Genomic DNA, 13,861 nt, shown 5'->3' on the forward strand with positions numbered 1-13,861 from the left:
CGGCGTGACCGCCGCACAACCGCTGTCAGATGGTGAACTGACGCTGCAACCCTCGCAGCCGAACGGACAGGTGACGAGGTTCGATGTCGATCACGACGGTCCACTCGGCACAGTTGAGGTGCGACAGACGTCGCCTGGTGCCGGACTGGTCACCTGGGCGCTGGAAGGCGGTCCTGGGGTCGCCCAGCAAGCGCTGCGGCTGGTAGCGGACTATGCGTTCGGTCAGCTCGGGCTGGAGCGGTTGCAGGTAGAGGTGGACCCGGAGCTGCACTCGTCCGCCCGCGTGGCGATCCGGTCCGGCTTCCGCCGTGAGGGCGTACTGCGCGGCGCCGCGCTGGTGGAGGGCGAGCGCCGCGACGTGGCGGTGTACGGGATGCGCCCCGACGACCCGCGCCCGGACACAGTGACCGGCTGGACCGCGCTGATGGACTCGGTGCTGCCGAAGAAGCGCGTGATCGCCCATGTGGTGGTGCGCGACACCACCGGCCGCGTACTGCTCTGCCAGGTGAGCTACAAGAAGGAGCTGGAGCTACCAGGCGGCGTAGTCGAACCGGATGAGGACCCGGCAGCCGGTGCGACCCGGGAGATGGAAGAGGAGCTCGGTACGGCGCTGCCACTGCTGGGCGTACTAGCGATCGACTGGCTGCCCCGCTGGGAGGGCTGGGGCGACGCAGTCGAGATCCTGTACGACGGCGGCGTGCATGACCCGTCCCTGATCGACCAGCTGCGACCGGATGGCTTCGAGATCAAGGACATCCGTTGGCATGCACCGGACGAGCTGGCCGCACTGGTGTCGCCGCTGAACGCTCGTCGGTTGCCGATGCTTCTGGCCGCGCCGGATCAGCTGCACAACCTCAGTAACGGTTCACCGATCACCTCGTGAGCTGGTGGACGCACCAGGTGTAGTGCCCGTCGCCGGCGTTCTCGTCGTAGATGGTGGCGGTGATGATCGCGTACGCCTGCCGGTAGAGGCGCATGCGCTCGCGGTCGTGGCCCAGCTGGACGAAGCGGTCGAGCAACAGGTCGTCCAGCCGCCGGGCGTCCGGCCCGTACATGTCGAAGAAGCCTGCTGCCAGGGATGCTTCGAAGGTGTTGTCGCCGGCTGTGGACAGGAATCCCCAGTCCAGTACGGCAGAGACCTGAGGGCCGTCCATCAGGACGTTGGGCGGGCACACGTCGCCGTGCACCACACTGAGGTCGTCTGTTGGTAATGCAGTGAGCTGACTGACTACGTGGTCGAGTAGCTCGGCGAAGGCAGGTACGTCGCGCTCGAAATGCACCTTCGAGGCCGCAGCACGCTGCCGTACCAGACTGGCCAGGCTCTTGCCCCAGGAGCCGTCCCAGAACGGCTGACCGACCACTGGGAGCGCCTTGCTCGCTGCACCGGGCCGTGCGGTTCGGAGCGCTTCGACTACTGCTACGAACGCATCCAGAGCCTGTTCTTCGGGTAGTCCGGCCTCGTGCAGTGGTACGCCGGTCAGCTTGTCCTCCACGCTGACGGCGAGACCGTTCTCGCCCGCGCTGATCGAACGGATCCGCGGCGTCCGGAACGGCAGGCCCGGGAGCTCATCGAGGAACTCCTTCAGCGGACGGACATCCTCCGGCCGCCGGTCGAACCAGATCTTCCGTACCGTGCCGTCGCCGAGGTCGTAGACGGCGCCTTCCATCCCCTGCCCGATCAGCTCCACGCGGCCTGACCCTAGTGCACCAACCGGATCGTCAAGGGATAGAGGTACTCCCGGCCATCGGACGCGGCGACCGTCGCGAGGACGATCACCACCACCGCGGCGACCGCGCCGATCAGGATCAGCGGCACCACCACCAGCACCCCGAGACCGAAGGTGATGAAGATCAGCAGCACCGCGACCGCGGTGTAGATCAGTAGCGAGAGCTGGAAGTTCAGCGACTCGATCGCGTGCCGGCGGACGTACTCCGAGCGCCCGCGGAACACCAGCCAGACGATCAACGGACACAGGAAGCCCATCGCGAACCAGGCCGCGATGAACACCCCCACGTGCGCGACCATCGCCCACGTACGCTCCTCCGAGGCCGACAACGGCACCCCGGAACCGGATTCCGAGCTAGCCATACTCCAGTCAAGCACGCCGATTCCTTTTCGTGACCCCACCGGTCAATACCGCTGACCGACCAGTTACGAGAGGAAAGACCATGGCTAGCAAGGAGTCGGAAGCGGTACGGCGGCACTGGGTGGCTGCCCGCGCTGCGATGGAAGCAGGTGAGACAAGCGACCAGGAGCTCGCGGACCACCGCTGGGCCGAGCTGACGACTGAACCGGACAATGTGGACTACCTGCGCGTCCCTGGCCGCCCGGCGCTGTGGATCGCGCCGCACAACGCCGCTCAGGACCGCGTGCTGTTCTGCCTGCACGGCGGCGGTTTCGTCGGCGGATCGCGCTACTCGCACCGCAAGCTGTACGCGCACCTCGCTCGTGCCGTAGGCGCCCGGGCGCTGCTCTTCGACTATCCACTGGCGCCCGCGCACGTCTATCCGGCGCAGCTCGACGACGCGGTCGACACGTACCACTGGCTGCTCGATCAGGGCATCGCTGCCGAGCACATTCTGTTCACGGGTGACTCGGCCGGCGGCGGAATGAGCATCACGACGCAGTTGCGCGCTCGTACGGACGGGCTGCCGCTGCCGGCCGGGGCGATGCCGTTCTCGCCATGGGTCGATTTCGAGGCGACCGGTGCTTCGTACGAGACCAATCGTGACCGGGACGAGTTCTTCCATCGCGACCTGGTCCGTGGTCTCGCGTTCATGTTCTTGGGGCGGGACAACTCGCCGCGGGACCCGTACGTGAATCCGTTGTACGGCGATCTCACCGGGCTTGGGCCGATGTACATCCAGACCGGCGGCGACGAGGTACTGCTGGATGACGCGCGGCAGCTCGCGGAGGCGGCGGAGAAGGCCGGGGTCGCGGCGACGCTGGATGTGTTTCCGGAGATGCAGCACACGTTCCAGATGGCCGCGGGTCGCGCGCCGGAAGCGGACGATGCGATCCAGCGGATGGCACGCTGGGCACGTCCCGTACTGAGGCTCCGATGATCGAAGGGGCGGTGATGACGGACTTCGCCGGGCAGACCGAGGTGTTCCGGAAGGAACTGCTGGCGCACTGCTACCGGATGCTCGCGTCGGTCCACGAGGCCGAGGACGCGGTGCAGGAGACGTACCTGCGGGCGTGGCGCGGGTGGGACGGTTTCGAAGGTCGCTCCTCGGTGCGGGTCTGGCTGTACCGGATCGCTACGAACGTCTGCCTGACCGCGGTGGAGCAGCGCGGGCGGCGAGCCCTGCCGTCCGGCGTCGCCGAGCCGAGTGCCGGCCTGACCGCGACTCCCCCACCAGCGCCTGCGGGGATCGGCTGGATCGAACCGCTTGCGGAATCGCTGACCACCCCCGACCCGGCGTCGGTCGTCACCCAGCGGGAGAGCCTGCGGCTGGCGTTGATCGCGGCCTTGCAGTACCTGCCGCCCAAGCAACGCGCAGTACTGATCCTGCGCGAGGTGCTCGCCTTCCCGGCCGCGGAGGTCGCGACGATGCTCGACACGTCCGTCGCCGCCGTGAAGAGCACGTTGCAGCGGGCGCGCGCCCGGCTCGACGAGAGCACGCCTGCTCAGGACGAGTTGCTCGAGCCCGAGGACCCGCGGGCACAGGCGTTGCTGGCGGAGTACATCACCGGCTTCCAGAACGCGGACACGGCCGCGCTGGAACGGGCGCTGCGTACGGATGCGGCGATCGAGATGGTCGGCACGACCACCTGGTTCAACGGCCGGGTGCGGTGCATGGAGCTGCTCGCGTCCGCTGTCGGTGCGCCGGGTGACTGGGCGATGATCCCGATCGTCGCGAACGGTCAGCCCGCCGTCGGCGCGTACCTGAAAGGCGAACCGTACGGCGTCGCTGTCCTCACGCCGACGGCCGCTGGACTCACCCACATCCACGTGTTCAGTACGCCCGAGCTGGTCACGCGCTTCGGTCTACCTCCTGCGCTGTGAGTCGCGCCCGGCGGCTCGTACTCACCAGGGCGAGTGCGAGGACGACGAGTCCCATCGCGACGGTCGGCCACCAGACCAGGTGTTCGGCGCGGATGAAGCGGTCCGGGTCGGTCGTTGCGGTGGCGCCGACGATCGAGCCGGCGACGGCGACGCCGAGCGACGTACCCGTCTGCCGGCCGACGGACGCGATCGAGGCGGCCAGGCCGGCCATCGACGCGGGCATGCCGGCGACCGCCGAGTTCGCGATCGGTGGGTTGATCGTGCCGAGGAACACGCCGAAGAGCAGGAAGATCGCCAGTACGACCGGCAACGACGTGGTCGCCTTGATCGTGGTCGACGCCGCCGCACCGAGCGTGAGGGCCGTGCCGGCGATCACCAGCGGGAGCCGTGGGCCGCGCGAGCCGACTGCGCGGCCGGTGAGCGGCGACAGGACGCAGATCAGCAGGCCGACCGGCAACAGGCACAGGCCGGCGTCGAGCGCGGACAAGTTGCGCACGCTTTGCAAGTACAGCGTGGTGACGAACAGGAACGCGCCGAATCCGGTGTACGCGAACATCGCGATCAGCACCGCCGAACTGAACGGCACACTGCGGAACAGCCGAAGCTCGAGGAGCGGTTCGCGGCGGCGTCGTTCGTACGCGACCAGTGCGCCGCCGGCGACCGCGGCGAGGACGAGCAGGCCAAGGACCAGCGGCGTACGCCAACCGTGCTTCGCGGACTCGATGATCGCCGACACGACGCCACCGAGTACGAGGATGACCAGCAGCTGACCGACCGGGTCGAACCGGCGGCCCCGCGCGGCGCGGGACTCCGGTACGTACATGCTGGTGAAGACGACCGCGAGGACGACGATCGGCAGGTTCACCCAGAAGATCGATCGCCAGCCGAGACCGTCGACGAGCGCGCCGCCAAGGATCGGACCGAGCACCAGCGACAACCCGGCGGTGGCGCCGAAGAGGCCGATCGCCCGCGCCCGCTCGGCGCGATCCGGGAACACCGTCACCACGATCGCCATCGCCACCGGGTTCAGCATTGTGCCGCCGACCGCCTGCACCGCGCGTGCCGCGATCAGCCAGCCGATCCCCGGCGCCAGGCTGCAGAACAGCGAGCCGAGGCCGAACACGATCAGCCCGAGCCGGAACATCCGCTTCCGCCCGAACCGGTCGGCGGTCGACCCGGCCAGCAGCAGGAAGCTCGCCAGCACCAGCGTGTACGCGTCGACTGTCCATTGCAGGCCGGCCGTCGACGCGCCCAGGTCGTCCCGGATCGCGGGCAGCGCCATGTTCACGATCGAGATGTCCATCACCGAGATCAGGATGCTGGCGCAGCAGATCGCGAGGACCAGGTACCTCCGGGTACTGGTCTGACCAGTGGCCTCAGTCGTTGTGAGGGTCATATCGACGACGTTAGGATTTAGAGCGTGCTCGAAGTCAACAATCGCGGGATCAGCATCGCCGAAGCCGCCGAACGCACCGGCGTCAGCGTCCACACGCTGCGCTACTACGAACGCGCCGGGCTCGTCGTCACCACCGTCGACCGGACCGCGGGCGGCCGCCGCCGGTACCAGCAGCTCGACCTGGACTGGATCCGGATCTGTACGCGGTTCCGGGCCACCGGGATGCCGATCCGGACGATCCGCAAGTACGCCGAGCTGGTGCGCGCCGGGCGCGGCAACGAGAAGGACCGGCTGGAGCTGCTCGAGTCACACCGGTCCGACGTGCTCACCCAGCTCGCCGAGCTGCAGGAGAGCTTGGAGCTGATCGACCACAAGATCGACGTGTACCGGGGACGGCTCGAAGCTGGAGACGCGGATCAGCTCTGGGCACCGCGGGCCTGAAGCTCCGCCAGCCGGTTGCTCAGGAAGCGCCGCTCGGTCTCGTTCGCGGTCAGCGCGATCGCCTGCTCGTACGCCTCGGCCGCTTCGTCGTGGCGGCTCATCCGGGTCAGTACGTCGGCGCGGGTGGCCGGTAGGTACGCGTAGCTGGTCAGTGCGGGTTCATTGCTCAGGGCATCCAGTTCGTCGAGTACGGCGGCCAGGTCGGCGCCCGGTACGAGGCTGTGGGCCGCTGCGCGGTTCAGCGCGACGATCGGGGTTGGCCAGCTGATCAGCATCGCGTCGTACATCCGGACGACCTGGACCCAGCTGGTCTTCTCCCACGACGGTGCAGTCATGTGCAGCCCAGCCACTGCCGCTTGTAGCGCAAATCGGCCCTGGCCGTGCTCCAGCGCCACCGTCGCTCGTGAGACGCCCTCCTCCAGCAGCTGCGAGTTCCACCGTGATCGGTCTTGATCGGCCAGCAGCACCAGCTCGCCGTCCGCACTCACTCGCGCGTCACCACGTGCCTCTGTCATCAGCAGCAGTCCGAGCAGCGCCTGTGGCTCCGGCTCGCGGGGCATCAGTCGTACCAGCATCCGGGCGAGCTGCACGGCCCGTCCGGTCAGGTCGGCGCGCGTCAGTTCCGTACCGGCTGCGACGTGCCCAGCTGTGTACGCCAGATGTACTACGGTCAGCACCGCGTCCAGTCGCGCAGCCAGCTCGTGGTCAGCCGGGATGCGGTACGGGATGCCGGCCGCTGCGATCTTCTTCTTGGCCCTGGTGATCCGTGCAGCCGCTGTCGGCTCACTGACCAACAAGACCGCAGCCACCTCCCGCGTGGTCAGCCCACAGATCAGCCGCAGCGTCAGCGCGACCTGTGAGTCCCGTGCAAGCGCCGGGTGGCAGCAGGTGAACACCAGTCGCAGCAGGTCAGTCGGCTGCTCTTCTTGTGCACCCGGCTCCTCTACCAGCAGCGGCAGCTTGCGCCGTAGCGTCGTCTCGCGCCGCAACCGGTCCAGCGCCACCCGCCGCGCCACGGTGCTCAGCCAGCCGCCCGGATTGGCCGGTATGCCGTCCGGCCACGTCCGTAGTGCCTGGACGAACGCGTCCTGGGTACAGTCCTCGGCCAGGTCGAGGTCCCGGGTCAGACGGACAACTGAAGCCAGTACCGTCGACCAGCTCTCCCGGTGCGCCTGTTCGACTACTCGTGCGACCTCCACGGCCGCAGCCGGGTGCTCCGGCGGACAGGAGTCCGCGGAAGCACCCGGCTGGTCGTCGGACATGTCAGGCCGGCGGGGCATCCGTGGACATCACCGGACGTACCTCGACGTTGGCCGACGGGCACAGCTTGGCCAGCGCCAGCGCCTGGTCCAGGTCACGGGCGTCGATGACGTAGTACCCGCCCAGCGCCTCCTTGGTCTCGATGAACGGACCGTCGGTGACCATCGGTTCGGACCCCTCGCGCTGCCGGACCGTACTGGCCGTGGTGGTCCGCTCCAGCGCCTCGCCACCGAGAATGCGCGCGCCGGCCTTCTCCACCGCCGCCGAGAACTCCCCGTGCAACTTCATTGCCGCCTCGAACGACTCCGGTGTCAGGTTGTCGTACCAGTCTTCGGTGTCGTACAGCAGGAACAGGTACTGCGCCATGTCAACGCTCCCTCGCTTGGGTACTTCTCTGAACATCTTCCTGACGAACACCGCCACACGGAATCGACAACACCGACAAGCAATCTTTATTACTGTTGAGTACATGGCCGGAGCGGAGCATTTGGACGTACTGATCGTCGGTGCGGGCCTGTCCGGCATCGGTGCGGCGTACCGGTTGCAGACACGGTGTCCGGACCGTACCTACGCCATCCTGGAGTCGCGGGACGCGCTCGGCGGCACGTGGGACCTGTTCCGGTACCCGGGCGTGCGCTCCGACTCGGACATGTTCACGCTCGGCTTCCCGTTCCACCCGTGGAAGGCGGCGAAGGCGATCGCGGACGGGCCGGCGATCCTCTCGTACCTGCAGGAGACAGCGTCGCTGTACGGCATCGACAAGCACATCCGGTACGGGCAGCGGGTCGCCAGTGCGTCATGGTCCTCGGCGGATGCGGTGTGGACTGTTGAGACGGCCGGCGCCTCGTACACCTGTTCGTTCTTGTACGTCTGCAGCGGGTACTACGACTACGACTCGGGGTACGTGGTCGACTTCCCGGGGCAGAGCGAGTTCACCGGGCGGATCGTGCATCCGCAGCACTGGCCGGACGATCTTGACTACACGGGGCAGCGGGTGGTTGTTGTCGGCAGTGGCGCGACTGCCGTGACGCTGGTACCTGCCATGGCTGGTGCGGCAGCTCATGTGACGATGCTGCAGCGGTCGCCCAGCTACGTGGCGTCTCGCCCGGCGCGTGACGCGCTGTCGGACCGGTTGCGTGCCGTACTGCCGGAGCGGCTTGCGCATCGGGTGATCCGCGGGAAGAACGTGGTTGCGAGTACTGCGATCTACAGCGCGTTCCGACGGTGGCCCGCGCATGCGGCGTGGTTGCTGAACAGCACTGTGGCGAAGCAGCTCCCGGAGTCGATCCCGGTCGATCCGCACTTCACTCCGCGGTACAAGCCGTGGGACCAGCGGCTCTGCCTCGTACCGGACGCCGACTTGTTCAAGGCACTGCACGACGGGTCGGCGTCCGTGGTCACCGATGAGATCGACCGCTTCACCCCGACCGGAGTGCGGCTACGATCCGGTCGCGAGCTGGACGCCGACCTGATCGTCACCGCGACCGGTTTGCGAATGGTTGCGCTCGGCAACATTGCGCTGACGGTCGACGGGCGCTCCGTCCAGCCGCACGAGACGTTTGTGTACAAGGGCATGATGCTCAGCGGCGTACCGAATCTGGCTTGGTGCATCGGCTACACCAACAATTCCTGGACCCTGCGCTCCGACCTCACGTCGCAGTACGTGACCCGTATCCTCAACCACCTGGCCACCACCGGTACGCGGATCTGCACCCCGGAGATCGACCCCGCCGAATACAACGCGCCGCCCCGCCCGGTGGTGGACCTCACTTCCGGGTACATCCGCCGGGCCGCCGCCATCCTCCCCCGCCAAGGCACCCAAGGCCCCTGGCGCCTCCGCCAAAACTACCCCCGGGACCTCGTCAGCCTCCGCTTCCGCCCGGTCGACGACGGCGCCCTCCACTTCAGCTAGCACCTGTGGATAACTCGACTCAGCTGAACCGGAACTCGATAGGCTTGAAGCGGAAAGGGCAGGGGCGAGGCATGCGACCTGATCAGCTCGGGATCCGCGCCGGCGGCTGCGGACCGACGTACAGTGCGGAGGGGCGGATGAGTTTGGGGTCGGTGGATTGTTCGAGGATGTTGGCGGACCAGCCGATGATGCGGCTGACGGCGAAGGTGGGGGTGAACATCGGGCGCGGGATGCCGCAGAGTTCCATCACCACGCCGGCGTAGAACTCGACATTCGCGTACAGGTTGCGGCCGGGTTTGAGTTCGGCGAGGACGTCGACGATGCGCTGCTCGACCGTCGTCGCGAAGTCGACCAGGTCGCCGCCGATGCCGCGGGCGAGGTCGCGGAGCAGCAGCGAACGCGGGTCCTCGGTCCGGTACACCGCGTGGCCGAAACCCATGATCCGGTCGCCGGCTGACACCTTCGCGCGGACCCAGGCGTCGATCCGGTCCGGCGTACCGATCTCGTCCAGGCTGGCGAGTGCACGGTCGGGCGCGCCGCCGTGCAACGGGCCCGAGAACGCGCCGATCGCGCCCGCGACCGCCGAGACGACATCGGCGCCGGTGGAGGCGATCACCCGCGCGGCGAACGTCGATGCGTTGAAGCCGTGGTCGACGGTCGAGACCAGGTAGTGCTCGATCGCGGTCGCGTGTACGGCGCTGGGCTCGGCGCCCGTGATCAGGTACAGCCAGTTCGCGGCGGCGGAGAGGTCGGCGCGCGGTTCCAGCGGTTCTTGGCCTTCACGGAGCCGGTAGAGGGCTGCCAGGATCGTCGGGGTCGCCGCGCAGACGAGCATGGCGTCGGCCTTGCGGCGGGCCGGGTCGGCGTCCCACAGCGGCGGGAGGCCGCGGACGGCGGCCAGCAAGGACAGCGCGGTACGCAGACCGGCGAGCGGGTTGAAAGCCGCGCCGGCGGTGGCGATCGCGGGCAGGACCGCGCGGACCTCGTCCGGGAGCACCCGCAGCGGCGCGAGTTCGGCGATGAAGCGGTCCCGCTCGGCCGTGGTTGGCAGGTGGCCCTCGAACATCAGGTACCAGACGTCTTCGAGCGTCTTCGACTTGGCGAGGTCGATCGCCGAGTACTGGCGGTAGTGGTAGAACCCCTCGTCGCCGCGGACGTCACCGAGGGTCGTCTCGGTGACGACGACATTGCGGAGGCCGGGCGGAACGTTGATCGTGGTTGACATAGCTTCAGAGTTGACAGGCAATCAACTATTGTCAATATTGATCCAGTCAATATGAACGGCGCGGGGAGCGTGGGATGGCCGGCGAAGGTGACGAGAATTACCTGACCACCGCGGAGGTGGCGCGACGGTTGCAGGTGAAGCCGGCCACTGTGTACGCGTATGTCAGCCGCGGGATGCTGACCAGCGTGCGCGCTCGTGGGCGGCGCGGGAGCCTGTTCGCCGCGGCCGAGGTGGAACGGCTGGCTGGTCGCTCGGTTGAGCACTCCGGGGTCGTGGAACGCATCGAGTCCCAACTCACGCTGCTGGAAGACGACGAGCTCTACTACCGAGGCCACCCCGTCCGCACCCTCGCCACCACCAGCACAGTCGAACAGGTCGCCCACCTCCTGTGGTCCACCGAGCCCGTACGCGAGTTCGGGGTGGATCGGGGGCGTGTGCAGTTGGCTCGGGTTGGGATGGGGGTCGTGGGTGAGGGGCGGTTGACTGATTTGTTGCGGGTGGGGGTGGCCGTGTTGGGCGCGGCTGATCCGTTGCGGTTCGACTTGTCGACGGGGTCGGTGACCGGGGCTGCTGGGCAGTTGATCGGGAACTTGATCGCGGCACTGCCTGGGCCGATTGCCATCAACACCACGTTGGGCGGGCGGCTCTGGCCGAAGCTGTCCAACAACCAGTCATCCCAGCCGGGCCCCACAGACGCCGAGGTGCTCGATGCGGCGTTGATTTTGCTCGCCGACCATGGGCTGGCGGTTTCGACGATTGCCGCGCGGGTGGCGGCAAGCGCCCGCGCCAACTTGTACGCGGTGATCTCCGCAGGCCTCGGCGCACTGGACGGTCAGTACCACGGCGCGGCGCCGACGCTCGCGTACGAGTTTCTCGACCGAGCCAAGCAGGACCCACTCAAAGCACTCTCGGATCAACTCCGCTCCGGCGAACCCATCCCAGGCTTCGGCCACAAGATCTACCAGCAGCGCGACCCACGCGCCGAAGTACTGCTCGGAATGCTCGGCGATCACCCGATCATGGAAACGGTCACCGCGATCGCGGACCGGACCACGACTTTCCCGAACAGCGATCTCGCCATCGCCGCGATCATGCACGCGTACGACTTCCGGCCCGACGCGGGCGACGCCCTGTTCGCGCTGGCACGGATGATCGGCTGGACCGCGCACGCCCTCGAGGAGTACGCGGCCCCGGCCCTTCGCTTCCGTGCGCTCGGCGTCTACACCGGCCCTACTTCACTCCAAGCTTGATCAGCGTCGCCGCGCCCGGCGCCAGCGAGACGCGCACGGGCCCGACACGCTGCGGTGCGTACGTCTGCCGCGCCGCCTGGAACACCCCGACCGAACCCACCTTCTGCTGATCGACCGCGAGAACCGCCTTCGCCGGCGCACTGTGCGACCGATTGGCGATCAACACCCACCGGTCCCCCGACGCCGCATCACGAGTGCGGAACGTACCGACCACGACCGGACTCCCGGAGATCCCCTGCACCAGCTCGGTCGGCGTGAAACCGACCGCACCATTGGGCAGCGGGGTTTCGTTCGCGTGCACCACGCTCTCCGACACCAGCGGTTTCAGCTCGCGACCGACCGGGTGCAGCCAGCCGTTGTTGATCTGCTGGGCGGCGTAGTACCGCGAAGTGCGCCGCCCGTCGACCGTGATCAGCGCCGGGCCGAAGCCTTCGCCGCGGGCCGCTTCGGGCGTCCAGTACGTGAAGTACTGGATGCCCTTCGCGCCGTACGCGAGGCTGAGGTTGATCTGCCAGAGCAACTCGGCCTCGGTCGGTTCGCGATGGTTGTTGTAGGCAAGCGTCTGGATGAACACCCAAGCCGGTATGTCACCGCGGAGGGCGGCGTCGCGGACGATCGCCCAGTTGTGGAAGTAGTTCGCGTCCTCGCGCCCCTCGGAGAGCAAGGGGTAGCGGTCGAAGGAGATCAGCGACGGCTTCACGAGGTCGACGAAGTTGCGGTAGTACGCCGGGTCGTCGGACGGGAGCAGGTTGACGTACGGGAGGAGCTGAGGTGCCAGTTCGCGAGAGATCGCCAGGGCCTTCGCGAGGGTGGTGAACCAGCCGGCGCCCGGTTCGTCGTAGAAGTTGAATCCGGCCAGGGAGGAGTACGGGCCGTAGGCGTCGCGGGCGCGCGTGTACAGGGCGCGGGCTTCGGCCGGGGTGATGCTGAGGAAGTCGGTGGGGGTATCGGAGATCGAGAACCAGCGGGACATGTTGCGGATCTGGATGTCGTCGGAGATCAGCAGTTTCAGGCCGGCGTCGCGGGCGAGGCCGAGCTGGTACTTGAAGATGTTGCCGTCGCCGGCGTAGTTCCCGGAGATGACGAAGTCGAACCCGGCACTCTTGATCTCGGCGAACCGCTCTTTCGTACTCGCATACGGATGCGGCGGCCAAAACAACCCCACCGGAAACTCAGGCCCACCAGTCAAAGGCAGTTGATCCGGAGAGGGCGCCGCAGCAGGTACTACGGATGAGGCAGACGCACTAGTTGCCGTGGTGAGAGCACTGGTACCTGTCAGTGCGGTGGCACCAGCTCCAATCAACAGACTCCGTCGGCTCGGGCGGCTGGAGTTGGGCTGGGCGAGGGATTGGTGTGGGGAGTCCATCGGTTGCTCCTTCGGGTGGGCGGGCGAATGGAGGCTGGGTGAGAGTCAGCGGGTTCGGTGGTGGGCTACGGCGTCGGCGGTGGCGTCGAAGGATTGTTCGGCGAGGGTGTAGTCGCGTTGGGCGACTCCCAGGTACAGGGCATCGAGGACGATCAGTTGGGCGTGCCGGCCGGACAGTCCGCCGGTACGGAACGTGATGTCCCGCGCCGCGGTCACCAGTACGACGTCAGCGATCTCCGCCAGCGACGAGCGTGGATAGTTGGTGACGGCAACAGTCGTCGCGCCCTGCCGCCCGGCCCGGGTCAGCGGCTCGACCACCTCGACGGTCTCACCACTGTGCGAGATCCCCACCGCGACATCCCCGGCACCGAGCAGCACCGAGCTGGCCAGCGCGGTGTGTACGTCGCTCCATGCACTGGCTCCACGCCCGATCCGGTGCAGCCGCAACCGCAGATCGTCCGCGACAGACGCCGAGCCCGCGACCGCGTACAGGTCGATCCGCCGCGCGTCCGAGATCGCCCGCACCGCATGGCTCAGCGCACGGACGTCGAGCGCCGCGACCGTATCCTCCAACGCGAGCGAATCGGCCCGCAGCAACGTCTGCAGGATGTCGTCCAGCGAATCGTCCGGCTGAACCGAGGCGCCACTCCCCCGCGCCCACCCCGGACTGTGCCGCCCGCTCTCGGCCGCCAGCGTCAGCCGCAGCTCGGCGTACCCGGACAACCCGAGCGCCACACAGAACCGGGTGACGCTGGGCAGCGACGTGCCGCACCGGACCGCCAGCTGACCGATCGTCGACCCCGCGACCCCCGCCGGGTCGCGCAGGACCTCGGCGGCGATCCGGGTCTGTGCCGGGCTCAGCACCGGCAGCAGACCGTGGATCCGCGCCTCCAGACTCGGCGGCGGGGTCTCGGCAGCAGCACTCATGTGAGAAATTCTCAGAGCGCAGCACCATCAATTACAACAATTCACAGTGACCGGATCCGGTCACGCCCTTCACA

At 67.8% G+C, this 13,861-nt stretch carries 14 protein-coding genes; 6 read left to right on the forward strand and 8 right to left on the reverse strand.

Annotation, left to right across the window (positions count from 1 at the left end):
- Positions 1-4 precede the first annotated feature (4 nt).
- Entirely contained in the window at positions 5-883 is an 879-nt protein-coding gene (locus ABD260_RS15575) for an NUDIX hydrolase (protein WP_344234228.1), read from the forward strand.
- Here ABD260_RS15575 and ABD260_RS15580 read toward each other — a convergent pair.
- Positions 873-1,688 carry a phosphotransferase gene (locus ABD260_RS15580; RefSeq protein WP_344234229.1) on the reverse strand — a complete coding sequence of 272 codons (816 nt, stop codon included), beginning with the start codon at positions 1,686-1,688 and terminating at the stop codon, positions 873-875. The two genes, ABD260_RS15575 and ABD260_RS15580, sit on opposite strands and share 11 nt — an antisense overlap.
- Before the next feature lie 11 nt (positions 1,689-1,699).
- A complete protein-coding gene (locus tag ABD260_RS15585; RefSeq protein WP_344234230.1) occupies positions 1,700-2,104 on the reverse strand; it encodes a DUF4870 domain-containing protein in 405 nt (134 codons plus the stop codon).
- 65 nt (positions 2,105-2,169) lie between these two features.
- On the opposite strand from ABD260_RS15585, the gene ABD260_RS15590 reads away from it, so the two are divergent.
- Together ABD260_RS15590 and ABD260_RS15595 are read left to right on the forward strand one after the other, a co-directional pair.
- Entirely contained in the window at positions 2,170-3,066 is an 897-nt protein-coding gene (locus tag ABD260_RS15590) for an alpha/beta hydrolase (protein WP_344234231.1), read from the forward strand.
- Positions 3,063-4,010, forward strand: coding sequence for an RNA polymerase subunit sigma-70 (locus ABD260_RS15595; RefSeq protein ID WP_344234232.1), 948 nt, complete (start codon positions 3,063-3,065; stop codon positions 4,008-4,010). The genes ABD260_RS15590 and ABD260_RS15595 overlap by 4 nt, the downstream gene beginning before the upstream one ends.
- On the opposite strand, the gene ABD260_RS15600 is transcribed toward ABD260_RS15595, so the two are convergent.
- Entirely contained in the window at positions 3,979-5,406 is a 1,428-nt protein-coding gene (locus tag ABD260_RS15600) for an MFS transporter (RefSeq protein ID WP_344234233.1), read from the reverse strand. The two genes, ABD260_RS15595 and ABD260_RS15600, sit on opposite strands and share 32 nt — an antisense overlap.
- Positions 5,407-5,430: 24 nt before the next feature.
- Between ABD260_RS15600 and ABD260_RS15605 the strand changes: the two genes are divergently transcribed.
- The gene (locus ABD260_RS15605) at positions 5,431-5,847 is read left to right on the forward strand and encodes a MerR family transcriptional regulator (RefSeq protein WP_344234234.1); all 417 of its coding nucleotides are present in this window, start codon (positions 5,431-5,433) and stop codon (positions 5,845-5,847) included.
- Here ABD260_RS15605 and ABD260_RS15610 read toward each other — a convergent pair.
- The gene (locus tag ABD260_RS15610; protein ID WP_344234235.1) at positions 5,823-7,127 is read right to left on the reverse strand and encodes an RNA polymerase sigma factor; all 1,305 of its coding nucleotides are present in this window, start codon (positions 7,125-7,127) and stop codon (positions 5,823-5,825) included. The genes ABD260_RS15605 and ABD260_RS15610 overlap by 25 nt on opposite strands.
- Positions 7,111-7,473, reverse strand: coding sequence for a YciI family protein (locus tag ABD260_RS15615; protein ID WP_344234236.1), 363 nt, complete (start codon positions 7,471-7,473; stop codon positions 7,111-7,113). The genes ABD260_RS15610 and ABD260_RS15615 overlap by 17 nt, the downstream gene beginning before the upstream one ends.
- A gap of 103 nt (positions 7,474-7,576) precedes the next feature.
- On the opposite strand from ABD260_RS15615, the gene ABD260_RS15620 reads away from it, so the two are divergent.
- Positions 7,577-9,019, forward strand: coding sequence for a flavin-containing monooxygenase (locus tag ABD260_RS15620; protein ID WP_344234237.1), 1,443 nt, complete (start codon positions 7,577-7,579; stop codon positions 9,017-9,019).
- 82 nt (positions 9,020-9,101) lie between these two features.
- Here ABD260_RS15620 and ABD260_RS15625 read toward each other — a convergent pair whose 3' ends face one another.
- Complete coding sequence (locus ABD260_RS15625; protein WP_344234238.1) at positions 9,102-10,244, reverse strand: citrate/2-methylcitrate synthase; 1,143 nt, start codon at positions 10,242-10,244, stop codon at positions 9,102-9,104.
- Positions 10,245-10,318: 74 nt separating this feature from the next.
- Between ABD260_RS15625 and ABD260_RS15630 the strand changes: the two genes are divergently transcribed.
- Positions 10,319-11,494 carry a citrate synthase gene (locus ABD260_RS15630; RefSeq protein ID WP_344234239.1) on the forward strand — a complete coding sequence of 392 codons (1,176 nt, stop codon included), beginning with the start codon at positions 10,319-10,321 and terminating at the stop codon, positions 11,492-11,494.
- Here ABD260_RS15630 and ABD260_RS15635 read toward each other — a convergent pair.
- Both ABD260_RS15635 and ABD260_RS15640 read right to left on the reverse strand, forming a co-directional pair.
- A complete protein-coding gene (locus tag ABD260_RS15635) occupies positions 11,475-12,659 on the reverse strand; it encodes a hypothetical protein (RefSeq protein ID WP_344234241.1) in 1,185 nt (394 codons plus the stop codon). The two genes, ABD260_RS15630 and ABD260_RS15635, sit on opposite strands and share 20 nt — an antisense overlap.
- A gap of 246 nt (positions 12,660-12,905) precedes the next feature.
- Positions 12,906-13,787, reverse strand: a complete 882-nt coding sequence (locus ABD260_RS15640; protein WP_344234242.1) for a MurR/RpiR family transcriptional regulator — start codon at positions 13,785-13,787, stop codon at positions 12,906-12,908.
- Between the last annotated feature and the right edge of the window lie 74 nt (positions 13,788-13,861).

It is taken from the genome of Kribbella hippodromi (assembly GCF_039531045.1).
GTDB classification, from domain to species: domain Bacteria; phylum Actinomycetota; class Actinomycetes; order Propionibacteriales; family Kribbellaceae; genus Kribbella; species Kribbella hippodromi.